The organism is Streptomyces sp. NPDC023527, assembly GCF_055560115.1.
This window is the reverse complement of record NZ_JBVHJJ010000006.1, coordinates 234,977-257,273: the sequence shown is the minus strand read 5'-3', so window position 1 is coordinate 257,273 and position 22,297 is coordinate 234,977. Positions and strand designations below refer to the sequence as shown.

At 73.1% G+C, this 22,297-nt stretch carries 21 protein-coding genes; 10 read left to right on the top strand and 11 right to left on the bottom strand.

Annotation, left to right across the window (positions count from 1 at the left end; genetic code table 11):
- Nucleotides 1-194 precede the first annotated feature (194 nt).
- The 4 genes from ACZ303_RS14355 (at nucleotide 195) to thpR (ending at nucleotide 4,355) form a co-directional block, all read left to right on the top strand.
- The gene (locus ACZ303_RS14355) at nucleotides 195-1,664 is read left to right on the top strand and encodes an NCS2 family permease (RefSeq protein ID WP_467338671.1); all 1,470 of its coding nucleotides are present in this window, start codon (nucleotides 195-197) and stop codon (nucleotides 1,662-1,664) included.
- 179 nt (nucleotides 1,665-1,843) lie between these two features.
- Nucleotides 1,844-2,281: a MarR family winged helix-turn-helix transcriptional regulator gene (locus ACZ303_RS14350; RefSeq protein ID WP_467338669.1), complete on the top strand. Its 438-nt coding sequence runs from the start codon at nucleotides 1,844-1,846 to the stop codon at nucleotides 2,279-2,281.
- Nucleotides 2,282-2,310: 29 nt separating this feature from the next.
- Nucleotides 2,311-3,678, top strand: coding sequence for an MFS transporter (locus ACZ303_RS14345; RefSeq protein WP_467338667.1), 1,368 nt, complete (start codon nucleotides 2,311-2,313; stop codon nucleotides 3,676-3,678).
- A 101-nt stretch (nucleotides 3,679-3,779) separates the two neighbouring features.
- Nucleotides 3,780-4,355 carry an RNA 2',3'-cyclic phosphodiesterase gene (gene thpR / locus ACZ303_RS14340; RefSeq protein WP_467338665.1) on the top strand — a complete coding sequence of 192 codons (576 nt, stop codon included), beginning with the start codon at nucleotides 3,780-3,782 and terminating at the stop codon, nucleotides 4,353-4,355.
- A 288-nt stretch (nucleotides 4,356-4,643) separates the two neighbouring features.
- Here the strand turns inward: thpR and ACZ303_RS14335 are convergent, their stop codons facing one another.
- From ACZ303_RS14335 to ACZ303_RS14290, 10 genes are all read right to left on the bottom strand, one after another.
- Nucleotides 4,644-5,639: an aldo/keto reductase gene (locus ACZ303_RS14335; protein ID WP_467338663.1), complete on the bottom strand. Its 996-nt coding sequence runs from the start codon at nucleotides 5,637-5,639 to the stop codon at nucleotides 4,644-4,646.
- A gap of 102 nt (nucleotides 5,640-5,741) precedes the next feature.
- The gene (locus ACZ303_RS14330; RefSeq protein WP_467338661.1) at nucleotides 5,742-6,431 is read right to left on the bottom strand and encodes a GDSL-type esterase/lipase family protein; all 690 of its coding nucleotides are present in this window, start codon (nucleotides 6,429-6,431) and stop codon (nucleotides 5,742-5,744) included.
- Between the two features lie 10 nt (nucleotides 6,432-6,441).
- Nucleotides 6,442-6,831, bottom strand: a complete 390-nt coding sequence (locus ACZ303_RS14325; RefSeq protein WP_467338659.1) for a VOC family protein — start codon at nucleotides 6,829-6,831, stop codon at nucleotides 6,442-6,444.
- 168 nt (nucleotides 6,832-6,999) lie between these two features.
- Complete coding sequence (locus ACZ303_RS14320; RefSeq protein ID WP_467338657.1) at nucleotides 7,000-7,419, bottom strand: TIGR03668 family PPOX class F420-dependent oxidoreductase; 420 nt, start codon at nucleotides 7,417-7,419, stop codon at nucleotides 7,000-7,002.
- A gap of 37 nt (nucleotides 7,420-7,456) precedes the next feature.
- Nucleotides 7,457-7,879, bottom strand: coding sequence for a lasso peptide biosynthesis B2 protein (locus ACZ303_RS14315; RefSeq protein ID WP_467338655.1), 423 nt, complete (start codon nucleotides 7,877-7,879; stop codon nucleotides 7,457-7,459).
- The gene (locus ACZ303_RS14310; RefSeq protein ID WP_467338653.1) at nucleotides 7,876-8,139 is read right to left on the bottom strand and encodes a lasso peptide biosynthesis PqqD family chaperone; all 264 of its coding nucleotides are present in this window, start codon (nucleotides 8,137-8,139) and stop codon (nucleotides 7,876-7,878) included. Before ACZ303_RS14310 ends, ACZ303_RS14315 begins: the two co-directional genes overlap by 4 nt.
- A complete protein-coding gene (locus tag ACZ303_RS14305) occupies nucleotides 8,136-9,986 on the bottom strand; it encodes an asparagine synthase-related protein (RefSeq protein WP_467338651.1) in 1,851 nt (616 codons plus the stop codon). The genes ACZ303_RS14310 and ACZ303_RS14305 overlap by 4 nt, the downstream gene beginning before the upstream one ends.
- Nucleotides 9,987-9,999: 13 nt before the next feature.
- Entirely contained in the window at nucleotides 10,000-10,137 is a 138-nt protein-coding gene (locus ACZ303_RS14300) for a lasso RiPP family leader peptide-containing protein (protein WP_467338649.1), read from the bottom strand.
- Nucleotides 10,138-10,268: 131 nt separating this feature from the next.
- Complete coding sequence (locus ACZ303_RS14295; RefSeq protein ID WP_467338647.1) at nucleotides 10,269-11,420, bottom strand: serine hydrolase domain-containing protein; 1,152 nt, start codon at nucleotides 11,418-11,420, stop codon at nucleotides 10,269-10,271.
- A gap of 116 nt (nucleotides 11,421-11,536) precedes the next feature.
- On the bottom strand, nucleotides 11,537-11,956 hold the full coding sequence (locus ACZ303_RS14290; RefSeq protein WP_467338645.1) for an ester cyclase: 420 nt from the start codon (nucleotides 11,954-11,956) through the stop codon (nucleotides 11,537-11,539).
- Nucleotides 11,957-12,059: 103 nt separating this feature from the next.
- On the opposite strand from ACZ303_RS14290, the gene ACZ303_RS14285 reads away from it, so the two are divergent.
- Entirely contained in the window at nucleotides 12,060-12,737 is a 678-nt protein-coding gene (locus tag ACZ303_RS14285) for a TetR/AcrR family transcriptional regulator C-terminal domain-containing protein (protein WP_467338643.1), read from the top strand.
- Nucleotides 12,738-12,838: 101 nt separating this feature from the next.
- A complete protein-coding gene (locus ACZ303_RS14280) occupies nucleotides 12,839-13,873 on the top strand; it encodes a TolB-like translocation protein (RefSeq protein WP_467338641.1) in 1,035 nt (344 codons plus the stop codon).
- 52 nt (nucleotides 13,874-13,925) lie between these two features.
- Here the strand turns inward: ACZ303_RS14280 and serC are convergent, their stop codons facing one another.
- On the bottom strand, nucleotides 13,926-15,044 hold the full coding sequence (gene serC, locus ACZ303_RS14275) for a phosphoserine transaminase (RefSeq protein WP_467338639.1): 1,119 nt from the start codon (nucleotides 15,042-15,044) through the stop codon (nucleotides 13,926-13,928).
- Nucleotides 15,045-15,124: 80 nt separating this feature from the next.
- Between serC and ACZ303_RS14270 the strand changes: the two genes are divergently transcribed.
- The 4 genes from ACZ303_RS14270 to ACZ303_RS14255 all read left to right on the top strand — a co-directional run bounded on the left by ACZ303_RS14270 (nucleotide 15,125) and on the right by ACZ303_RS14255 (nucleotide 22,222).
- On the top strand, nucleotides 15,125-17,998 hold the full coding sequence (locus tag ACZ303_RS14270; protein WP_467338637.1) for an FAD-binding and (Fe-S)-binding domain-containing protein: 2,874 nt from the start codon (nucleotides 15,125-15,127) through the stop codon (nucleotides 17,996-17,998).
- A gap of 89 nt (nucleotides 17,999-18,087) precedes the next feature.
- Nucleotides 18,088-18,894 (top strand): TIGR03084 family metal-binding protein, encoded by an 807-nt coding sequence (locus tag ACZ303_RS14265; RefSeq protein ID WP_467338635.1) that lies wholly within the window; start codon nucleotides 18,088-18,090, stop codon nucleotides 18,892-18,894.
- Complete coding sequence (locus tag ACZ303_RS14260; RefSeq protein ID WP_467338633.1) at nucleotides 18,894-20,627, top strand: acyclic terpene utilization AtuA family protein; 1,734 nt, start codon at nucleotides 18,894-18,896, stop codon at nucleotides 20,625-20,627. Before ACZ303_RS14265 ends, ACZ303_RS14260 begins: the two co-directional genes overlap by 1 nt.
- Nucleotides 20,624-22,222, top strand: a complete 1,599-nt coding sequence (locus tag ACZ303_RS14255; protein ID WP_467338631.1) for an acyl-CoA carboxylase subunit beta — start codon at nucleotides 20,624-20,626, stop codon at nucleotides 22,220-22,222. Before ACZ303_RS14260 ends, ACZ303_RS14255 begins: the two co-directional genes overlap by 4 nt.
- Nucleotides 22,223-22,297: the final 75 nt, after the last annotated feature.

The following is a 22,297-nucleotide window of genomic DNA, read 5'->3' as shown; positions in this document are numbered from 1 at the left end:
GGCTTGTTTATTCATACTGAATCGAGCTGGATCTGACTGGATTGTTTTGTTTGATCATACAGTTCTTGATCTTTTCTGATCGATCCGCTCAGGCTCGTCCCCGTTCCGCCCCCGTTCCGCCCCTGCTCCGCCCCGTTCGCCCCCGCCCTGCCGTCGCCCGCACCTCCCGTGGGCCCGCACGACTGAGGACACGTATGCCCTCCTCGGCCACCTCACCGGTCGACACCCAGCCGCCGTCCCCCACACTGCCGCCCGGCAACCCCCTCGACCGGTACTTCCGGATATCCGAGCGGGGCTCGTCGATCTCCAATGAGCTGCGCGGTGGACTGGCCACCTTCTTCGCGATGGCGTACATCGTCGTGCTGAACCCGATCATCCTCGGGGCCGGCCAGGACAAGTTCGGCCACCAGCTCGACAACGCCCAGCTGGTCACGGCCACCGCCCTGATGGCCGGACTCAGCACCGTCCTCATGGGCGTCATCGGCAATGTGCCGATCGCCTGCGCCGCCGGCCTCGGCATCAACGCCGTCGTCTCGCTCCAGCTCGCGCCCAAGATGAGCTGGCCGGACGCGATGGGCATGGTCGTCCTGGCCGGCCTGGTGCTGATGCTGCTGGTCGCCTCCGGTCTGCGGCAGCGCGTGATGGACGCCATCCCCGGCGGCCTGCGGCGCGCGATCGCCATCGGCATCGGCCTGTTCATCTCGCTGATCGGCCTGGTGGACTCCGGCTTCGTCACCCGCAACCCCGACGCCGCGCACACCACCGTGCCGCTCGGCCTCGGCCAGGGCGGACAGCTGCACGGCTGGCCGGTGCTGATCTTCGTGGTCGGGCTCGCGCTGACGTTCATCCTCGTCGTGCGCAAGACCCGCGGCGCCATCCTCATCGGCATCGTCGTGATGACGCTCGTCGCGATCGCCATCAACTCGCTCGCCCACATTCCGGACCTGAGCTGGGGCCTGAGCGTCCCGAAGGTGCCGGACAGCGTCGTCGGCACGCCCGACTTCGGTCTCGTCGGCGACATCAGCCTCTTCGGCGGCTTCCACGAGGTCGGCCTGCTGACCGGCTGCCTGTTCGTCTTCACCGTGCTGCTGTCCGGCTTCTTCGACGCCATGGGCACGATCATCGGCGTCGGCGAGGAGGCCGGGCTGACGGACGAGAACGGCCAGCTGCCCAACATGGGCAAGATCCTGATGGTCGACGGTGTCGCCGTCGCGGCGGGCGGCCTCGGCTCGGCCTCCGCCAACACCTGCTTCGTGGAGTCCACCGCCGGCGTCGGCGAGGGCGCCCGCACGGGCCTGGCGAACCTGATGACCGGCGGCCTCTTCCTGCTGGCCCTGGTCTTCACCCCGCTGGCCACCGTCGTCCCCTCGCAGGCGGCCACGCCCGCGCTGCTCGTCGTCGGCTTCCTGATCATGGCGGCCAACGTCAAGGAGATCGACTGGAGCGACTTCACGATCGCGATCCCCGCGTTCCTGACGATCATCTCCATGCCGTTCACGTACTCCATCACCAACGGCATCGGCATCGGCGTCCTCGCCTTCATCCTGCTGCGGATCGCGGACAAGCGGACGCGGGAGATCCCCTGGCTGCTGAACGTGGTCGGGCTGTGCTTCCTGGTCTACTTCCTCCTCGACCCGATCGAGCAGGTGCTCGGAGTGAAGTAACGGGGGAGGGGCGGGGCCCTTCGGGGCCCAGGGGCGGGACCCTTCACAAGCTCGTACGGGCGGCCGGGTGCGGAATGCACCCGGCCGCCCGTACGTGCGCCGGCGGTGCCTCCGTGCCCTCTTCCGGCGCTTCCGTACCCCGCTTTATTTAGCGCGGGTAATGAGTTAACCTAAAGAACATGTCGGACCCGGACCTTCAAGACAACACCGCCGCAGTGAACTCCCTGCGGTCCGGTGTCATGCGTCTGTCGCGGCGGCTCAAGCACCAGCGTGTCGACGAGTCGCTCAGCCCCACCGAGATGTCGGTGCTGGGCACCCTGGCCGGATGCGGCTCCGCCACCCCCGGCGAGCTCGCCCGCAAGGAGCACGTGCAGCCCCCCTCGATGACCCGCATCGTCGCCCTGCTCGAAGCCAAGGGCCTGGTCCGGCTGGAGCCGCACCCGGAGGACCGCCGCCAGAAGGTGGTCACCCAGACCGAGCGGGCCGAGGCCATGCTCGAGGAGAGCCGGCGCAAGCGCAATGTCTGGCTCACCGAACTGGTCGGCCGGCTCGACGAGGACGAGTGGGCGACGCTGCGCGCCGCCGCACCCGTGCTGGAGAAGCTCGCGCACCTGTAACACCCACACAAGGAGGAGGCGAACCCACTTTGAGTACGGGACCCGGAGCAGACTCCGCACCCGCACCGAACACCCACGACGACACCCGCTCCACCGTCCTCACCACACCCAAGGGCGGCACGTTCAGCTCACTCAGGGTTCGTAACTACCGGCTCTTCGCCATCGGCCAGGTGGTGTCGAACACCGGCACCTGGATGCAGCGGATCGCCCAGGACTGGCTGGTCCTCGGCCTCACCGGCTCCTCCGCGGCCGTCGGTATCACCACGGCCCTGCAGTTCCTGCCCATGCTGCTCCTCGGGCTCTACGGCGGCGTCATCGCCGACCGCTACCCCAAGCGGCTGCTGCTGGTCATCACCCAGGCGGCGATGGGCCTCACCGGCCTCGCCCTGGCGGTGCTCACCCTGTCCGGACATGTCGCGGTCTGGCACGTCTACCTCACCGCGCTCGCGCTCGGGCTGGTCACGGTCGTCGACAACCCCGTCCGTCAGGCGTTCGTCGTGGAGATGGTCGGCCCGCAGGACCTGCGCAACGCCGTCAGCCTGAACTCCGCCAACTTCCAGTCCGCCCGCCTCGTCGGCCCCGCCGTCGCCGGTGTCCTGATCACCGCAGTCGGCAGCGGCTGGGCCTTCCTGCTCAACGGCCTGTCCTTCCTCGCGCCCCTGGGCGCGCTGCTGCTGATGCGGACGAGCGAGCTCCACAAGTCCGAGCGCGCCCCGCGCGGCAAGGGCCAGCTGCGCGAGGGCCTGCGCTACGTCGCCGGGCGCCCCGACCTGATCTGGCCCATCGTCCTCGTCGGATTCATCGGTACCTTCGGGTTCAACTTCCCGATCTGGCTGACGGCCTTCGTCAACGACGTCTTCCACGCCGGCGCCGGTACGTACGGCCTGCTCAACACCCTGATGGCGGCCGGTTCCCTGGTGGGCGCCCTGCTCGCCGCCCGGCGCGGCACCTCCCGGATGCGGTTGCTGGTCGGCGCCGCCGCGCTCTTCGGCGTCCTGGAGATCACCGCCGCGCTGTCGCCCACGTTCTGGGTCTTCGCGGTGCTGCTGGTGCCGATCGGGATGTTCGGCCTGACGATCAACGTCACCGCCAACTCCGGCCTCCAGCTCGCCACGGATCCCGCGATGCGCGGCCGGGTGATGAGCCTGTTCATGATGGTCTTCATGGGCGGCACCCCGCTCGGCGCGCCCCTCGTCGGCTACATCACCGACGTCTACGGCGCCCGGATCGGCTTCCTCGCGGGCGGCGTCGTCTCCATGCTGGCGGCGCTCGGGGTCGGCCTGGTCCTGGCGCGCGTGGGCGGCCTGCGGCTGAAGATCGACCTGCGGCGCGGACACCCGCACGTGGCGTTCGTACCGCGGGTCCGGCCGGAGGCCGAGGTGTCGGTGGCGGCGTAGGGCGGTTGTTCTCGGTGGCCGGACGGGCTGGATTCCAGTCCGTCCGGACGGCTTCCGGCGCCCAGGGGCCGGGGCGGAGCCGGTTGCGCGACACTGAGCGCATGCGACTGTTCGCCGCCGTGCTCCCGCCCGAACCGGCCGTCACCGAACTGGCCTCGGCCGTCGCCCCCGCGCGCTCCCTTCCCGGCGCCGAGCGCCTGCGCTGGACCGAGCCCGCGAGCTGGCACTTCACGCTCGCCTTCCTCGGCGAGGTCGACGAGGCGCTCGTGCCCGCGCTCGGCGAGCGCCTGGCCCGCGCCGCGCACCGGCACCCGCCGCACGAGCTGCGGTTCGCCGGTGTCGGCCGGTTCGACGACCGGATCCTGTGGGTCGGCGCCGAGGGCGATCTGACGACCCTGCGCGACCTCGCCCGCTCCACCACGGCCGGGGCGCGCCGGGCCGGCGTGGAGGTCGACGGCAAGCACCCCTTCCGCGCCCACCTCACGCTCGCCCGCGCCGCCGGCCCGGTGCACCTGCGCCCGTACGAGGAGCGCCTCGCGGACTTCTCGGGCCTGCCCTGGACCGTGGACCGGCTCGCGCTCGTCCACAGCAGGCTGCCGGCCTCCGGTGTGCCGGGCGAGCGGCCCCGCTACGAGACGGTGGCCTCCTGGGAGCTCGGGCGGGGCCTCGGACACTGAGCGCGCCGGCCCGGCGGTTACGCTCAAGGGGTGGACCCCAAGACCAGGAACCGGATCATGACCGGTGTGCTCGCCGTGATGCTCGTCGTCGTCGCCGTGGTGTCGGCGGTGAAGTGACGCGGGCCGCCCGGCCCTTCCCTGACCGCACCGGCCGGGCGAGCGGCGTCCAGGTGTCCTCGATGCGCGGCCCTCGACGACGCGGCCGATACCGACGCGCCGGCTGCTGATGGCTGAGGGCCCCCTCCTCGCGGAAGAGGGCCCTCAGGGGCGGCTACGGGACGGCCGGGGCTACCAGGCGAACGCCTCCGGCGAGGGGCCCGGGCCGGGGAAGATCGCGTCGAGTTCCCCGAGCAGCTCTTCCGAAAGCTTCAGCTCCACCGCCCGCAGCGCGGAGGCGAGCTGGTCGGTGGTGCGCGGGCCGACGATCGGGCCGGTCACGCCGGGCCGGGTGAGCAGCCAGGCCAGGGCGACCTCGCCGGGCTCCAGACCGTGCTTCTCCAGCAGGTCCTCGTACGCCTGGACCTGCTCGCGGACCTTGGAGTTGGCCAGCGCCTCCGCCGACCGCCCGGACGTGGCGCGGGAGCCGCCGCCCTCGCGCTCCTTGCGGATGACGCCGCCGAGCAGCCCGCCGTGCAGCGGCGACCAGGGGATGACCCCGAGTCCGTACGCCTCGGCGGCCGGGACGACCTCCATCTCGGCGCGCCGCTCGGCGAGGTTGTACAGGCACTGCTCGCTGACCAGCCCCAGCGAGCCGCGGCGGCGCGCGGCCTCGTTGGCCTGGGCGATGTGCCAGCCGGCGTGGTTGGAGGAGCCGGCGTAGAGGATCTTGCCCTGCTGGACGAGGACGTCGATGGCCTGCCAGATCTCGTCCCACGGCGTCGAGCGGTCGACGTGGTGGAACTGGTAGAGGTCGATGTGGTCCGTGCGCAGCCGCTGGAGGCTGGCGTCGACGGCGCGGCGGATGTTGGCGGCGGACAGGCGGTCGTGGTTGGGCCAGGGCTCGCCGTCGGGGTTCATCCCGCCGAAGACCTTGGTGGCGAGGACGACCTTCTCGCGCCGGCCGCCGCCGCGCGCGAGCCAGCTGCCGATGATCGATTCGGTGCGGCCCTTGTTCTCGCCCCAGCCGTAGACGTTCGCGGTGTCGAAGAAGTTGACGCCCGCGTCGAGGGCGGCGTCCATGATGGTGTGACTGTCGTCCTCGTCGGTCTGCGGCCCGAAGTTCATCGTTCCCAGTACGATCCGGCTGACCTTGAGTCCCGTGCGTCCGAGCTGCGTGTACTCCATAGCCGCCCAGCCAACTCCTTGGAGTGCGCTCGAATCAAGGGTTGGCCCGTCCGACCGGCGTGTCAGGCGGATCCGGGCCGGGTCGGGGGAAGGCCGGCCGGGTCAGGGGGAGGCGGGCTCGTACGGATCCGCGACGTCCCACGCCTGGTGCATCGCGTCGGCGAAGGCCGCGGCGATGAGGTGCTCGCCGCCCGCGTTGGGGTGCGTGCCGTCGTAGGTGTGGCTGTCGATGTCCCAGAGCTCGGGCGGGGAGGCCAGCAGCAGCGGCGAGCCGGGGAGGTCGAGGTCGGCGACGGTCTTGGCCAGCAGGTCGTTGAAGCGCTCGCACTCGGCGGCGAAGGCGGGGTCGTTGAGGGCCTTGATGTTCGGGATGACCGGCATCAGGACGACCCGTACGCGCGGATTGGCCTCGCGGGCCCCGGCGAGGAAGCGGCGGACGTTGCCGGCGGTCTGCTCGGCGTCGGTGTAGAAACCGAGGTCGATGAGGCCGAGGGAGACCAGCAGGGTGTCGGCCTTGCCGGCCCGCACGGCGTCCCCGACGAGCGGCGCCATGTGCAGCCAGCCCTCGCCCCAGCCCGCGAGGTGCGCGCGGGCGCGCTCGGGGAAGGCGGGGTCGCCGTAGTCGAGGGAGGCGGGGCTGTCGCTCGACGGGTCGTACAGCTCCCGGCGCGGCCCGACGATCTTGTACGGGCCGCCGTAGGAGGCATTGAGGTGCTGCCACATGCGGTAGCGCCATGTGTAGTCACCGGCGCTACCGATGGTCATCGAGTCGCCGACGAACAGGATCCGCATGGCGCTCAGATTATCCCTCCAGCCCCTTCCACCTCTCCTGGAGTACGGACATCACATTGCCGGCCGGGTCCGTGAACCAGGCGATGGCCGGCCCGGCCTGCCGGAAGACGCCCTTCTCGTCCTGTTCGAACCCGTCGTACCGCTCGAAGGTGACGCCGCGCCGGGACAGCTCGTCGACGGCCTGGTCGATGTCGTCGACGGGGAAATTGAGGACCGTGAACGTCGCCGGGGTGTGGTCCGACTTGGGGTAGACGAGGATCTCGGTGCCGCCGGTGATGTGCAGGGTGAGGAGCCCGTGTTCCTCGGTCACCCGGAGGCCGAGGGTCTGGTGGTAGAAGTCCTTGGCCCGCTGGATGTCGTCCACGGCGAAGCCGCTGAATGCCTTGGTGTGGGTGAACATGTGCTCCCTGGCTCCTTCCACCTGCGCGTCGAGTGACCGCTGGTACGAGCTTGGCCCACGCGGGGCCGGAGGGCAGCTCGTCCGACCCCGAGTGGGTGGGGCGGGCCGCGTTCGGCTGCTCGGGGCGTACGCGGCGGGAGCCGGGGGCGCCGCTGGGACCCGCGGGAGTCAGCCCGCGAAGGCCCAGCCGCTCCAGTGCGTGACCTCGACCGCGACGACCGGGCCCTCGGGCGGGCGGTCCGCGTACTGGGGGTATTTCTCCTGGAGCAGCCGGACGGGGGTGCTGCGCCGGCCGAGGTCCGTCCAGATCTCGGCGTGGCCGTCGGCGCGCGACCACCACAGGGCGGTCCAGTCGTCGGCGTAGTGGTCGACGAGGAGGGCGACCCGGGGGTTCTGCCGGATGTCGGTCAGGCGGCGCAGGCGTGAGGTGCTCTTGGGCTTGTGGTCGATCGCGAAGTAGAGGAGGTCGTGGCCCAGGGCGAAGACGATGGGCACCAGGTGCGGTGTGCCGTCCGGGGCGGCCGTGGCCAGGCGGGCGACCGGTGATGCCTCGAAGCGCGCCCGGGCTTCCGCGGGTGCCAGCTGCATGGTGCGACCGTAACGCCGCCGCCCTGTCCCTGTCCCCTCAGTCGCGCGGGCGGCTCGGGACGACCATGAGCCGGTGGTAGTAACCGGCCGGGTGCGGCTCGCCGACCGGGCGGCCGTCGACCTCCACCCAGGCGTGCGCGCGGAACGGTCCCGTACGCACGCCGGTGCACCAGTCCGGCCAGACGCCGCGCATCCGGCACAACAGCGCGGTGGCGATCGAGCGTTGCAGACAGCCCTCCCCGGCGCAGCGGGCGCTGATCGACACGACCTGGCGGCGGGCGGCGAGGGCCTGCTCCTCGGTGGCGGGGGAGGCGCCGCGCCGCAGCAGGGACAGCACCCGGCGGATGCGCCGCGGCGGCAGCAGGACGAGCAGCCGGGCCGTGGCGGTGGCCAGGAGGGCCGGCGGGCGGCGCAGCGGGGGGACGTCGTCGCGGGCGGCCGGGACCATCGACTGGCTCATGTGGGCATCACCAGGCGCGCCGTGCAGAGGGAGTGGATGAGGGAGGCCACGTCGGTCGTCGTCCGTTCGGTGGTGAGGCCCGGATAGCGCTCCTTGAGGCCGTGCGCGGTCTGTCGCGGCGAAGCACCGTCGAGGAGGGCGCGCAGGATGAGCGCGGCCGTGCCGTTGAGCTGCCAGTAGCGGCCGGTGGCCTCGTCGAGCAGCACCATTCCGTCCTCGGTGTCCGTGGCGGACACGTCGGGGCACAGGGCGAGGGTCACGCGGTTCCTCCGGAGGTCGTGGGGGTCAGGGGCTGCTCGGCGCGGGACCGCAGCCACAGCTCGCAGCCCAGGGTCGGGTCGAGCCCGCGCAGGGCCTCCGGCGTCGGGTGCAGGCCGAGCAGGCTCGTACGGAACGCGGCGACGTCCACCAGCCCGGCCGCGGCGAGCCGGGAGTCGTCGAACAGCTCCAGGAGCGCGGCCCGGTGGCGGCGCAGCGCGGTGTAGAAGTCGGAGGTGAAGTCGCCCTTGGTGCAGCGGCCCAGGACGGTGTCGGGGACGATCCCGCGCATCGCCGTGGCGAGCACCGGTTTGTACCGGCCGGGGGCGCGGCGGTCGGGCAGCCGGACGGACAGCGCGGCCTCGATCACGCCGTCGTCGAGGTAGGGCGCGGCGTACTCCAGGCCCATGGAGGAGGTCACCTGGTCCAGTTGGCGCACCCCCCGGCCGGCCGCCTGGGCGTACGAGAGCGCCGCGTGCCGGCCCCGCTGCGGGGCGAGCGGCTCGGTCCGCCCGGCGGCCGCCTCGCGCAGGGCGCTCCGGACGGCGTGGACCGCGTCCGGTGTCGCCCACGGCGGCAGGTGCGCCTCCGTGCCCCAGGCGACGGAGGGGGCGGAGGTGGTGTGCGGTGAGGCGGGCGCGGCGGTGAGGCCGTCGGCCCAGGTCGTCAGCCACTGGCTGTAGGTGCCGCGGTCAGCCAGCCCGCGCAGCATCGGCCACAGGGGCCGACGTCGTGCGGACCGCATCGCGCGGACGCTCGCGAGAGCCGCCAGCGGGTCGGTGCGGAACTGGTCGTGGAGATAGGGGGTGTGGGCGGTGAACAGCTCGTCCCCGCCGCGGCCGAACAGGTGCAGCCGGGATCCCCGGCCGGTCATCAGCTCGGCGAGCGCGGTGAACCTGGCGGTGTCCCGCACCCAGGCGCCCGGTTCGTCGGTCCGGGCGGCCGTCCCCTTCAGGCCGCTGTACCAGAGGGGGGTGGAGGAGCGGTCCGGCCGCACGTGCTCGACGCTGTCGGGGAGTTCGGCGGCGGCCCGCGCGGCCCAGGCGGTGTCGTCGTTCGCCGGGTCGAGGCCCTCCCAGCACAGCGTGACCAGCCGGGCCCCGCCCCGGGCGGCCGCCAGGAAGCACAGGCTGGTGGAATCCATCCCTCCGGACAGGTCGGAGCTCACCGTGCCGCCGCCGGCCATGCAGGTGCTCACCGCGGCTGTCAGGGCCCGGCGCACCTCGGGCGCCCCCTCGGCCACCGAGAGGGACGGCTCCGGAGGATGCCACCAGCGCTGCGTACGGGCCCGGCCGTCCGCCTCGATCAGCAGGCAGTCCTCGGGCCGCAGCGCCTGGACGCCCTGCCACAGGCAGTGGTCGCCGAGGGGATACGGCGGGGGAGTGGACAGCAGGTGCAGCGCCAGCAGCCCTTCGTCGACCTCCGCGCGGAGCGCCGAGGCGAGCCGGTCCGCGCGACTGGACGCCACGACGACCCCGCGCACCCACGCGTGGAAGACGCGCCGCACCGCCGAGGCGCTGCCCCGCACCCGGACCCGGCCACCGATCGAGGCGGCCACATGGAAGCTGCCCGTCAGCCCCTTGACCACCCGCTCCGTCTCCGCGATGCCGCGCACCTCGCCCAGCCACGACGACAGCGCCTCGGCGGTGACCGGGCAGCGGCCGAGCACCGCCAGCCGCGCCGTCCCCGCCTCGGCCACGGTCACGTGCCCGGCCGGCCAACTGCCCAGCAGCCACGGCCGGCCGGAGTGGTGAGCGACGGACTCGGTCGCCCAGGGACGCAGCAGCCGCGCGGCGGCGAGGCCCGCGTCACCGTCCGGAAGGACCGCGAACCACACCTCACCCGTCACGGACCGGCCGGCCTCAGCTCTCGGGGCTGTGGAACTCGAAGGGCTGGGGCGGCCGGTCGAACACCTCGCCCGGCGGAAAGCCCCGGGTCAGGTCGGCGAAGCCGCCGACCTCGACCACCTCGGGCGGCTCATAGATCTCCTGCTGTTCCATGACCGATCCCCCTGCGCGACGCCTTCTCGCCGCGCGGGAACCCGCACGGCGATCCGAGGCTGTCCCGCCCCGGACGCGTTAGGCCTGACGGGTGGCTCCCTCACCCGAAAGAGTGGCGGACTTTTGGCAGGTCAGCGCCCGGCGACGCATTCCCGTACCGCCGCGACGAGCTGTCGCGCCCGCCCGTCGCCGTGGCTCATCATCCGGTTGGCGGCATAGCCGAAGCCGACCCCGAACTCCTCGTCACCGAAGCCCAGCTGGCAGCCGCCCGCCCCGTCGTGGCCGAAGCTGCGCGGGCCGAGCATGGACTCGTCGCCGGCCGAGCCGAGCTTGAAGCCGGAGCCCCAGCGCGTGCCGAAGCCCGGGACGCCCGACCAGGTCGTACCGGCCGACAGCTCCGTCACCGCGTCCTCGACGGTCTCCTCGGAGAGCAGTCGCGGCGCCCCGTCGACGCCGGTCACGGCCGCCGCGTAGAGCGTGGCCAGGCCGCGCGCGGACGAGACGCCGCCGGTCGCGGGGACCTCGCCGGCCAGCAGGGCGGGGGAGTTCCAGCCGTGCGGGTCGTCGACGCCGGGGAAGACGAGGACGCCGTTCATGGTCAGGATCCGCCCGTAGAGCGTGTCCGGCCCCGGCAGCTGAGGCCGGCCCTCGCCCTCGGCCAGCCGGGCCAGATGCGGGAGTTCCTCTTCGGGCGCGCCGATCCAGGTGCTCAGGCCGAGTCGGTCGCCGATGGCCTCGCGGAAGTAGGCGCCGGGGGTGAGCCCGGTGATCCGCCGGATCACCTCGCCGACGAGCCAGCCGTAGGTGTGTCCGTGGTACTCGTGGGCGGTGCCGGGCTCCCAGAGCGGCTCCTGCTCCTCCAGGGCGCGGATCACCGGCTCCCAGGCGAGGATCTCCTCGAAGCCGGGCGTGCGGTCGGTGACGGGGAGCCCGGCGCGGTGCGCGAGCACCATGCGCGTCGTGATCCCCTCCTTGCCGTGCCGCGCGAACTCCGGCCAGTAGCGGGCCATGGGGGCGTCCAGGTCCAGGCGGCCCTCCTGGGCGAGGAGGTGGGCGCAGACGGCCAGGACGCCCTTGGAGCAGGACAGGACCGGAACGGCGGTTTCCGCCTCCCAGGGCCGGCCGGTCCGCTCGTCGGCGATGCCGCCCCACAGATCCACGACCTTGCGGCCCGCCACGAAGACGCTGACGGCCCCGCCGAGTTCGCCCCGCTCGGTGAAGTTCCGGGAGAACTCGTCCGCGACGGCTCCGAACCCCTCGTCGGCCCACCCGCTGTGCTCCACTGGATCCCCGCTTCCTCACCTCGGGGCGCGCCGCCCCCCACCAGCCGTTGGCGCGGCCACGATACGTGCCCTGACCTGCTGGTTCGAATGGTTTTCGAGGAGTCGGACAGCAGGCGTCAGGCGGCCGTCGGCCAGGGCCAGTCCAGCTGGAGGAACATCCCCAGGCGGTCGCTGACGGCGCGGATCTCGGAGATCTTCCCGGCCCGCACGGTGAAGATCCAGATCTGCTCGACCTCGAAGCGGCGGTGCGTCGGCTCCGGCATGCGCGGGTGCGACCCGGTGTGGGTGCCGCTGACGAGGAGGCGGGCCACCACTTTGTCGCCTTCGACGATGAACTCCTGGGCGTCCATGCGCGCCCCGCCGAACGCGTCGAGCTGCTGCCGGAAGCCGCCGAAGGCGGCTCCGGGCTCGTCCGGCTCACCGAAGATGATCTTGTTGTGGTCGATGACGTCCCGTGCCATGTACCGGGGGAAGTCGGCCGTGCGCCGCTCGTTGACGGCGTCCAGGAAGTCCGTGACCACTCGTTCGGTGTCCATGTGCCGGCGCTCCATTCCTGCCGCTCCATTCTTACGTCGTAAGTTTCCGCTGGCCGCTAGACTGGACTTACTTTGTAAGAAAGTCAATGAGGTGAGGGCGGCGATGAGCGAGGCGGCACGCAAGCGACCGCGAGGGGAACGCGCGGGGCTCACCAGGGAGCGCGTCCTGGACGCCGCGCTCGCCCTGATCGACGCGGAGGGCGGCCGAGCCCTGACGATGCGCCGGCTCGGCGCCGCCCTGGGCGTGGAGGCGATGACGCTCTACCACTACGTCCCCAACAAGGACGCCCTGCTGGACGGCCTGGTGGAACGGGTCTTCGCCGAGGCGCTCCCGCTCGACGCCGCCCCCGGCGACAACTGGCGTGCTCTGCTCGGCGGTTACGCCGACGCACTGCGCCGCACGCTGCTGCGCCACCCCGGCGTCCTGCCGCTCGTGGTCGCCCGCCCCGCCGTCACCCCGGGGACCCTCGACGCCGTGGAGCGCGGGCTCGGCGCGCTGACCGCCGCCGGATTCCCGCTCGGCGTCGCGGTCGACGCCCTCAACTCCCTGTCCGTCTTCGTCATCGGGCACACCGCCGCCGAGACCGGCACCCCGACCGGCGGCCCCGCCGGGGCGCGGCCGGGATCGACGGCCTGGCTCGGCGAGGAGGCCGACGCCGAGCGGTACCCCCTGATCGTGACGGCCGCGCGGAACGGCGCCGGGACGGACGACGAGCGGCGGTTCCACTTCGCGGTCGAGGCACTGCTGGCGGGCTTCGCCGCGCACCGCGCCGCGCCGTGAGCCCGTGGCCCGGCCCCCGGCACGGCCCGGCGTCGCCCCACTCCCGGCGCCCCGCCGCGCGTCGTGGCAGGCCCGCCGCGCGTAATGGCAGGCTTGGGGCCATGCGCCCGCTCCGCTCCGCCCTCGGAATCGCCGCCCTGAGCGCCCTGGCCGCGCTGCCCGTCGCCGCCCCCGCCGTGGCCGACGGCGGCGCCGACTCCGGCGCGCCCTCGGCCTTCACCATCGAGGACCCCCGGATCAAGGAGTCCAGCGGTCTCGCCGCCAGCCGGGCGCACCCGGGCGTCTACTGGACGCACAACGACAGCGACGACGGCCCGTACGTCTACGCCGTCGACAGCCGCACCGGCCGTACGGTCGCGACCGTCACCCTCGCGGGCATCGAACCCCGCGACGTCGAGGCCATCTCGATCGGCCCGGACGGCGACGTCTACGTCGGCGACATCGGCGACAACCTCGGCGGCACCTGGCCGCAGGTGTGGATCTACCGTTTCCCCGAGCCGAAGACGCTCAAGGACACCACCGTCACCCCCGTCCGCCACACCGTCCGCTACGAGGACGGCCCGCGCGACGCCGAGTCGCTGATGGTGCACCCCGTCACCGGGCGGGTCTACATCGTCAGCAAGAAGCGGTCGGGCAAGAGCGCCCTCTACGCCGCGCCGGAGAAGCTGTCCGCGTCCGGCGTGAACACCTTCCGGCGCGTCGCGGACATCGACGTCTGGGCCACGGACGGGGCGTTCTCCCCGGACGGCACCCGGCTCGTCGTCCGGGGTTACTTCGACGCGCGCGCGTACCGCTGGCAGGACGGCCGCCCCAAGGAGATCGGCCGGCCCGGCGTGCCGCTCCAGCGCCAGGGGGAGTCCGTCACCTTCGCCCCGGGCGGCCGGACGCTGATGTACGGGACCGAGGGCAGGCGCAGCTCCGTACAGCCCGTCGCGCTGGACGGCGAGCTGCTGCCCGACCACGCCGCCAAGGCGCCGGACGACGCCCGCGACGGTGGTGCGGCGTCACCGGCCAAGAGCGGTGCGGCGGGCGGGGACGACCGGCACAAGCTCGCCGTGGGCGCCGGGGCCGTGGCCATCGCGGTGGCGCTGATCCTCGGCCTGCGCGGGGTGATCCGCAGGCGGTCCGGGCGGTGACGACCGGCACGGCGGATGGCCGTACCGGCCCTCACGGGCGCGTGCCCGCCGGCTACAGCTTCTCGATCACATAGTCGACGCACGCCGTCAGCGCCTCGACGTCCGCCGGGTCGATCGCCGGGAACATCGCCACCCGCAGCTGGTTGCGGCCCAGCTTGCGGTACGGCTCGGTGTCGACGATGCCGTTGGCGCGCAGCGCCTTGGCCACCGCCGCCGCGTCGACGTCGTCGGAGAAGTCGATGGTGCCGATGACCGCCGACCGCTTCGCCGGGTCGACGACGAACGGGCTCGCGTACTTCGACGCCTCGGCCCAGCCGTACAGCGCCCGCGCCGACGTCGCCGTGCGGCGCACCGCCCAGTCCAGGCCGCCCTGGCCGTTGAGCCACTCCAGCTGCTCGTTGAGCAGGAAGAGGGTGGACAGGGCCGGGGTGTTGTACGTCTGGTTCTTCAGGGAGTTGTCGATCGCGGTCGGCAGCGAGAAGAACTCCGGGACGTGCCGCCCCGACGCGTGGACGCGGGCCGCCCGCTCCAGGGCCGCCGGGGAGAACGCCGCCAGCCACAGGCCGCCGTCGGCGGCGAAGGACTTCTGCGGGGCGAAGTAGTAGACGTCGCTCTCGGTGATGTCCACGGGCAGGCCGCCCGCGCCGGAGGTGGCGTCGACCAGGACGAGGGAACCGGCGTCGGCGCCCTCGACGCGCTTGACGGGCGCGGCGACACCGGTGGACGTCTCGTTGTGGGTGAGGGCGTAGACGTCCACACCCGCCTCGGCCACCGGCTCCGGGTGCGTGCCCGGCTCGGAGGAGATCACCGACGGGTCGGCCAGCCACGGTGCCAGCTTCGCGGCCTTGGCGAACTTGGAGGAGAACTCGCCGAAGGACAGGTGCTGCGACTTGGACTCGATGAGCCCGTGCGTCGCGATGTCCCAGAACGCGGTGGAGCCGCCGTTGCCGAGGATCACCTCATAGCCCTCGGGGAGCGAGAACAGCTCGCGCACGCCGTCGCGGACCTTGCCGACGAGGTTCTTGACCGGGGCCTGCCGGTGCGACGTGCCCAGGAGAGAGGTTCCGGTGGCAGCCAGGGCGCCGAGCGCCTCCGTACGCACCTTGGACGGGCCCGCGCCGAAGCGACCATCGGCGGGCTTGATGTCAGCGGGGATCTGGATATCAGCCACGGGTGCAGCCTAACCGCAGGTCGTACGGGCGCGGCCGGACGTCCACCGGATGAGACGTGAGTTCGGGCACGCTGGGACCCATGACCGATCGCGAGGATCTGCTCAGGGCCCTGCGGACCGCCGTGCGCGGTGATGTCGACTTCGGGGCCGCCGCGCGGGCGCTGGTGACCATGGACGCCTCGAACTACCGCCGCGTACCGCTGGGCGTCGTCGCACCCCGCGACGCCGACGACGTCGAGGCGGTGCTCGCCGTCTGCCGGGAGCGCGGGGTGCCGGTGGTGGCCCGGGGCGGCGGGACGTCGATCGCCGGGCAGGCCACGGGGGTGGGCGTCGTCCTGGACTTCACCCGGCACATGAACACGATCCTGCGGGTGGACCCCGAGGCCCGCACCGCCGTCGTGCAGCCGGGGCTCGTCCTCGACGCGCTGCGGGCGGCGGCGGCCGCGCACGGGCTGACGTTCGGGCCGGATCCCTCGACGCACGGGCGGTGCACGCTCGGCGGGATGATCGGCAACAACGCCTGCGGCGCGCACTCCGTGGCCTGGGGGACGACCGCCGACAACGTCCATGAGCTGGACGTGCTGACCTACGGCGGGGAGCGCGCCCGGCTCGGCCGGGGCCTCGACGGCCTCCCGGCGCGGCTGGCCGACGGGCTACGGGCGCTGGCGGGCGGGGAGTTGGCGCTGTTGCGCACGGGGTTCCCGCAGATGCCGCGACGGATCTCCGGGTACGCGCTGGACGCGCTGCTGCCCGAGCGGGGCGTCGACGTGGCGCGCGCCTTCACCGGCGGCGAAGGCACGCTCGGGGTGATCACGGAGGCGACGGTCCGGCTGGTGGAGGCGCCGCGCGCCCGCGCGCTGGCCGTGCTGGGGTACGCGGACGAGAGCGCGGCGGCGGACGCGGCCCATCTCCTGCTGCCCCACGAGCCGTTGACCGCCGAGGGCATGGCCGCCGACCTGGTGCGCGGCGGGTCCGGGCTGCCCAAGGGCGCGGCCTGGCTGTTCGTGGAGGTCGGTGGCTCGTCGGCGGCCGAGGCGGCCGCCCGGGCGGCGGGGATCGTACGGGCCGCGACCCCCGGGACGACGGGCCGCACGGTCGTCACCGACCCGGCCGGACAGCGCGCCCTGTGGCGCATACGGGACGACGCCGCCGGCACCGCGACGAGGATGCCCGACGGCACCGAGGCATGGCCCGGCTGGGAGGACTGCGCGGTACCACCCGAGCGGCTGGGCGCCTATTTGAGGGAATTCAGGCGGCTGCTGGACCGGTACGGGCTGCGCGGCACGCCCTACGGGCACTACGGCGAGGGCTGCGTCCACGCGCGGATCGACTTCGACCTGGTGAGCGCCGACGGCGTGCGGCGCTTCCGGGAGTTCTCCGGCGACATGGCCGAGCTGGTCGTCTCGCACGGCGGATCGCTGTCCGGTGAGCACGGCGACGGCCAGGCGCGCGCCGAACTGCTGCCGAAGATGTACGGACCCGACGTCGTACGGCTCTTCGAACGCTTCAAGGGCCTGTGGGACCCGGCCGACGGCCTCAACCCGGGGATGCTCGTCCGTCCCCACCGGCTCGACGAGAACCTGCGCTTCGCGGTCCTGCCGAAGCGGCCGGTCCCCGTCGCGTTCGGCTATCAGGGTGACGGCGGGGACTTCGCGGGCGCGGTCCGCCGCTGCGTGGGCGTCGCCAAGTGCCGTGAGACGACGGTCGGTACGGGCGTGATGTGCCCCTCGTACCGGGTGACGGGCGAGGAGCGGCACTCCACGCGGGGCCGCGCCCGGCTGCTGCACGAGATGCTGGCGGGCGAACGGGGCGGCGTGGTGACCGACGGGTGGCGCTCGGAGGAGGTGCGGGAGGCGCTGGACCTGTGCCTGTCCTGCAAGGGGTGCCGCAGCGACTGCCCGGTGGGCGTCGACATGGCCACGTACAAGGCGGAATTCCTCCACCACCACTACGCGGGACGGGTGCGGCCCGCCGCGCACTACACGATGGGGTGGCTGCCGGTGTGGCTCCGCGCGGTGGACCGGCTGCGGGCCGCGCGAGCGGTCGACGCGGTGGCGCGCACACCGGTGGCGCGCCTCGCGAAGAGGGTGGGCGGGATCGCGGACGAGCGGGCGGTGCCGGCGGTGGCGCGGGAGACGTTCACGCGGTGGTGGGGGACGCGCGGAGGGACCGGCCCCGGTCCGGCGGCGGCCGGCCGCACCGTCGTCCTGTGGCCCGACACCTTCACCGAGCACCTCTCCCCCTCCGTCGGCCGCGCCGCCGTGACCGTCCTGGAGAACGCCGGGCTACGGGTCCTCGTGCCGCCGGGGCGGCCGTGCTGCGGGCTGACCTGGGTGTCCACGGGACAGCTGGACCGGGCGCGGAAGGTCATGCGCCGCGCCCTCGACGTCATGGCGCCCGCCCTCGCCGCCCGGCTGCCCGTCGTCGTGCTGGAGCCCAGCTGCGCCGCCGCCCTCCGCGTCGACCTGCCCGAGCTGCTCCCCGACGACCCGCGCGCCCGTGAACTCGCCGACTCCGTCCGGACTTTCGCCCAGGCCATCGAGGAGTGCGCCCCGCACTGGGAGCCCCCGCGCATCGGCCGTCCGGTCGTCGGGCAGACCCACTGCCACCAGCACGCGGTGCTCGGCGACGCGGCCGAGCGGCGCCTCCGCGAGCGGGCCGGACTGAGCGGGGAGTTGAGCGGCGGGTGCTGCGGGCTGGCCGGGAACTTCGGGTTCGAGCGCGGGCACTACGACATCTCCGTCGCGTGCGCCGAGGAACAGCTGCTGCCGTCCGTACGGCAGGCGCCGGAGGGCGCGGAAGTGCTGGCCGACGGGTTCTCCTGCCGTACGCAGCTCGATCAGCTGGCGGGGAGGGGCGGGCGGCACCTGGCCGAGGTCCTCGCGGAGGCTCTCGGCGAACCGGGCGCGGGCGCGGAGGCCGATACGGCCGAAAACAAAGGCAAGCACGCTTGATTGTTTCTCCTTCCGCTGCCACGCTCTCCCCGAGCGGGCGTCCATAGGTGACGTTCCGTCAACTCGCTTGTGCCTGAGGGGAGCTCGGTGTGTCCGACCCGGCGGAGATGCTCGCGGAGTTGCTCGCCGACCTGCGAGCGGAGTGCGACGACCTGGACCACCTCGTGGCGGGCCTGCCGCCCGCACGCTGGGCCGACCCCACACCCGCCGCCGGGTGGACCGTCGCCCACCAGATCGCCCACCTGACCTGGACCGAGGACCGGGCCGCCCAGTCCGCCACCGACCCCGAGGGCTTCGCGGCCGAGGCCCGCAAGGCCCTCGCCTCGCCCACCACCTTCGTCACCGAGGGCGCCGAACCCCTCGCCCAGCTACCGCCCGCCACCCTGCTCGACCGCTGGCGGGAGAGCCGCGCCCGCGTCCAGCGCGCGCTGGCGGCCGTACCGCCGGGCGGGCGGCTGCCCTGGTTCGCGACATCGATGAGCGCCGCCTCGATGGCCACCGGCCGGCTGATGGAGACCTGGGCCCACGGCCAGGACGTGGCCGACACCCTGGGCGTACGCCGCCTGCCGACGGCCCGGCTGCGGCACGTCGCGCGGATCGGGGTCCGGGCCCGCGACCACGCCTACGCGCTGCGCGGGCTCACCCCGCCGGCCGAGGAGTTCCGCGTGGAGCTCCTCGCCCCCGACGGGCGGACCCTGTGGACGTACGGCCCCGAGGGCGCCGCCCAGCGCGTCACCGGCCCGGCGCTCGACTTCTGCCTGCTCGCCGTCCGGCGGGCGCACCGCTCCGACCTCGCCCTGCGCGCCCAGGGCCCCGACGCGGACCGCTGGCTGGACATCGTCCAGGCGTTCGCCGGGCCGCCCGGTGAGGGACGGGCACCTCGGGGCGGCGTGTGATGCCGTCGCCTTCGCCGATATCGCCGCCGCCCCTGCGCGTCGGCAACGCCTCCGGCTTCTACGGTGACCGCTTCGACGCCCTGCGCGAGATGCTGACCGACGGCCCCCTCGACGTCCTCACCGGCGACTACCTGGCCGAGCTGACCATGCTCATCCTCGGCCGCGACCGCCTGTCCGACCCCGAGCGCGGCTACGCCAGGACCTACCTCGCCCAGCTGGAGGAAGGGCTCGGCATCGCCGCCGAGCGGGGCGTCAAGCTCGTCACCAACGCCGGCGGGCTGAACCCCGCCGGGCTCGCCCGCGCCATCCGGGCCCTGGCCGACCGCCTCGGCGTCCCCGTGGCCGTCGCCCACGTCGAGGGTGACGACCTGCTGGGCACCCGCGACTGGGGTACGGGCGTGCTCACCGCCAACGCCTATCTGGGCGGCGCCGGCATCGCCGCCTGCCTGCGCGCGGGCGCCGACGTCGTCGTCACCGGCCGCGTCACCGACGCCGCGCTCGTCACCGGCCCCGCCGCCGCGCACTTCGGCTGGACCGCCGAGGACCTGGACCCGCTCGCGGGGGCCGTCGTCGCCGGGCACATCCTGGAGTGCGGGACGCAGGCCACGGGGGGCAATTACCCCTTCTTCCAGGAGGTGTTCAGCGCAGGCGGCGCCTCGCGCCGGCCCGGATTCCCCCTCGCCGAGATCCACGCCGACGGTTCCGCCGTCATCACCAAGCACCCCGGCACCGGCGGCGCCGTCACCGTCGGCACCGTCACCGCCCAGCTGCTGTACGAGACCGCCGGCCCCCGTTACCTCGGCCCCGACGTCACCGCCCGGCTCGACACCGTACGACTCGACGACGACGGCCCGGACCGGGTGCGCGTCAGCGGGGCGCGCGGCGAGGCGCCGCCGCCCACGCTCAAGGCCGGCCTGGCCCGCATCGGCGGCTGGCGCAACGAGGTCTCCTTCGTCCTCACCGGCCTCGACATCGACGCCAAGGCCCGCCTGGTGCGCGCACAGCTCGACGCGGCCCTCGCCGGCCGCCGCCCCGCCGACGTCCGGTGGACCCTCGCCCGTACGGACCGGGCCGACGCGCCCGTACAGGAGGAGGCGAGCGCGCTGCTCCGGCTCGTGGTCCGCGACCCCGAACCGGAGGCGGTCGGGCGCGCGGTGAGCGGCGCCGCCGTCGAACTCGCCCTGGCGAGCTACCCCGGCTTCCACCTCACCGCCCCACCGGGCAAGGGCACACCGTACGGCGTCTTCGAGGCCGCCTACGTCGACGCGTGCCGCGTGCGGCATGTGGCGGTGCTGCCGGACGGGACGCGGGTGCGGGTGCCTCCGGCGGTCGGCGGGGACGGTGCCGGTGCCGGGCCGGCTGTGGTGGAAGCGGCGTTGCCCGCGCCGCTTCCGGCCTCGCCCACGCGGTGGGCGCCGCTGGGAGCCGTGGTGGGCGCGCGCAGCGGGGACAAGGGTGGGTCCGCGAATGTGGGGGTGTGGGTGCGTACGGAGGAGGCTTGGCGGTGGCTCGCTCATGAGCTGACCGTTGAGCGGTTCGGTGAACTGCTGCCGGAAGTCGCTCCGTTCGCTGTCGAGCGGCACGTGTTGCCCAATCTGTCGGCGCTCAATTTCACGGTGGACGGGCTGCTCGGTGAAGGCGCCGCCTCCCAGGCCCGGTTCGACCCGCAGGCCAAGGCTCTGGGCGAGTGGCTGCGCTCGCGGCACATGGAGATACCGGAGGTGCTGCTGTGACGGTGCTGGCGTCCGGGCTCGACGCGTCGGGCCCCGAGTACGCGGCCGCCCGCTCGGCGATGCTCGCCAAGCTCGCCGAGGTCGAGGCCGAGCACGCCAAGGCGGTCGCCGGGGGCGGGGAGAAGTACGTCGCCCGGCACCGCGGCCGAGGCAAGCTGCTCGCCCGCGAGCGCGTCGAGCTGCTCGTCGACCCCGACACGCCCTTCCTGGAACTCTCACCGCTCGCCGGATGGGGCAGCGACTACGCCGTCGGTGCCTCGATCGTCACCGGCGTGGGGGTGATCGAGGGCGTGGAGTGCCTGATCACCGCGAACGACCCCACGGTGCGGGGTGGCGCCAGCAACCCCTGGACGCTGAAGAAGGCGTTGCGCGCCAACGAGATCGCCTTCGCCAATCGGCTGCCCTGTGTGGCGCTCGTCGAGTCCGGCGGGGCCGATCTGCCCAGTCAGAAGGAGATCTTCATTCCGGGCGGTGCGCTGTTCAGGGACATCACCAGGCTTTCCGCCGCCGGCATTCCCACGGTCGCCGTCGTCTTCGGCAATTCCACCGCCGGTGGTGCTTATGTGCCCGGCATGTCCGACCACGTCATCATGGTGAAGGCCCGCGCCAAGGTCTTCCTCGGCGGCCCGCCGCTGGTGCGCATGGCCACGGGGGAGGAGTCCGACGACGAGTCGCTCGGCGGCGCCGAGATGCACGCCCGGGTCTCCGGGCTGGCCGATCACTTCGCCATCGACGAGATGGACGCGATTCGCCAGGCCCGGCGGGTCGTCGCTCGGCTGAACTGGCGGAAGGCGGGTGGGAGCGCCGCCTCTTTCGAGCCGCCGGTGTACGGAGAGGATGAGCTTCTCGGGATCGTTTCCGGGGATCTCAAGGTTCCCTTCGATCCTCGTGAAGTCATCGCCCGGGTCGTCGACGGGTCCGACTTCGACGAGTTCAAGCCCCTGTACGGGGCCAGCCTGGTGACGGGATGGGCCCGGCTGCACGGATATCCGGTGGGTGTCCTCGCCAACGCCCAGGGCGTCCTTTTCAGCGCCGAGTCCCAGAAGGCCGCGCAGTTCATCCAGCTGGCCAATCAGCGGCACATTCCGCTGGTCTTCCTGCACAACACGACGGGATACATGGTCGGTCGGGAGTACGAGCAGGGCGGCATCATCAAGCACGGCTCGATGATGATCAACGCCGTCTCCAATTCGCGGGTGCCGCACCTGTCGGTGCTGATGGGGGCCTCGTACGGGGCCGGGCACTACGGGATGTGCGGGCGGGCCTTCGATCCCCGGTTCCTGTTCGCCTGGCCCAGCGCGAAGTCCGCCGTCATGGGCCCGCAGCAGCTCGCCGGCGTCCTGTCGATCGTCGCCCGCGCCTCCGCCGAGGCGAAGGGAATGCCCTATGACGAGGAGGCCGACGCCGGGCTGCGCGCGATGGTGGAACGGCAGATCGAGTCGGAGTCGCTGCCGATGTTCCTGTCCGGGCGGCTCTACGACGACGGTGTCATCGACCCGCGCGACACGCGGACCGTGCTCGGGCTCTGTCTTTCCGCTGTCCACTCGGCGGCTGTCGAGGGGGCGCGGGGTGGGTTCGGGGTCTTTCGGATGTGATTCGGATGTGAGGGGTCGGGGATTTGGGGGTTCGAAGGTTCGGGGTTTGGGGTTTGGGGTTCGGGGTTCGAGGGG

What these genes read in the sequence shown, in the direction of transcription:
- ACZ303_RS14355 (WP_467338671.1), top strand. Translation starts at nt 195, where the DNA reads ATGCCCTCCTCGGCCACCTCACCGGTCGACACCCAGCCGCCGTCCCCC.
- ACZ303_RS14350 (WP_467338669.1), top strand. Translation starts at nt 1,844, where the DNA reads ATGTCGGACCCGGACCTTCAAGACAACACCGCCGCAGTGAACTCCCTG.
- thpR (WP_467338665.1), top strand. Translation starts at nt 3,780, where the DNA reads ATGCGACTGTTCGCCGCCGTGCTCCCGCCCGAACCGGCCGTCACCGAA.
- ACZ303_RS14335 (WP_467338663.1), bottom strand. Translation starts at nt 5,639, where the DNA reads ATGGAGTACACGCAGCTCGGACGCACGGGACTCAAGGTCAGCCGGATC.
- ACZ303_RS14330 (WP_467338661.1), bottom strand. Translation starts at nt 6,431, where the DNA reads ATGCGGATCCTGTTCGTCGGCGACTCGATGACCATCGGTAGCGCCGGT.
- ACZ303_RS14325 (WP_467338659.1), bottom strand. Translation starts at nt 6,831, where the DNA reads ATGTTCACCCACACCAAGGCATTCAGCGGCTTCGCCGTGGACGACATC.
- ACZ303_RS14320 (WP_467338657.1), bottom strand. Translation starts at nt 7,419, where the DNA reads ATGCAGCTGGCACCCGCGGAAGCCCGGGCGCGCTTCGAGGCATCACCG.
- ACZ303_RS14315 (WP_467338655.1), bottom strand. Translation starts at nt 7,879, where the DNA reads ATGAGCCAGTCGATGGTCCCGGCCGCCCGCGACGACGTCCCCCCGCTG.
- ACZ303_RS14300 (WP_467338649.1), bottom strand. Translation starts at nt 10,137, where the DNA reads ATGGAACAGCAGGAGATCTATGAGCCGCCCGAGGTGGTCGAGGTCGGC.
- ACZ303_RS14290 (WP_467338645.1), bottom strand. Translation starts at nt 11,956, where the DNA reads ATGGACACCGAACGAGTGGTCACGGACTTCCTGGACGCCGTCAACGAG.
- ACZ303_RS14285 (WP_467338643.1), top strand. Translation starts at nt 12,060, where the DNA reads ATGAGCGAGGCGGCACGCAAGCGACCGCGAGGGGAACGCGCGGGGCTC.
- ACZ303_RS14280 (WP_467338641.1), top strand. Translation starts at nt 12,839, where the DNA reads ATGCGCCCGCTCCGCTCCGCCCTCGGAATCGCCGCCCTGAGCGCCCTG.
- ACZ303_RS14270 (WP_467338637.1), top strand. Translation starts at nt 15,125, where the DNA reads ATGACCGATCGCGAGGATCTGCTCAGGGCCCTGCGGACCGCCGTGCGC.
- ACZ303_RS14260 (WP_467338633.1), top strand. Translation starts at nt 18,894, where the DNA reads ATGCCGTCGCCTTCGCCGATATCGCCGCCGCCCCTGCGCGTCGGCAAC.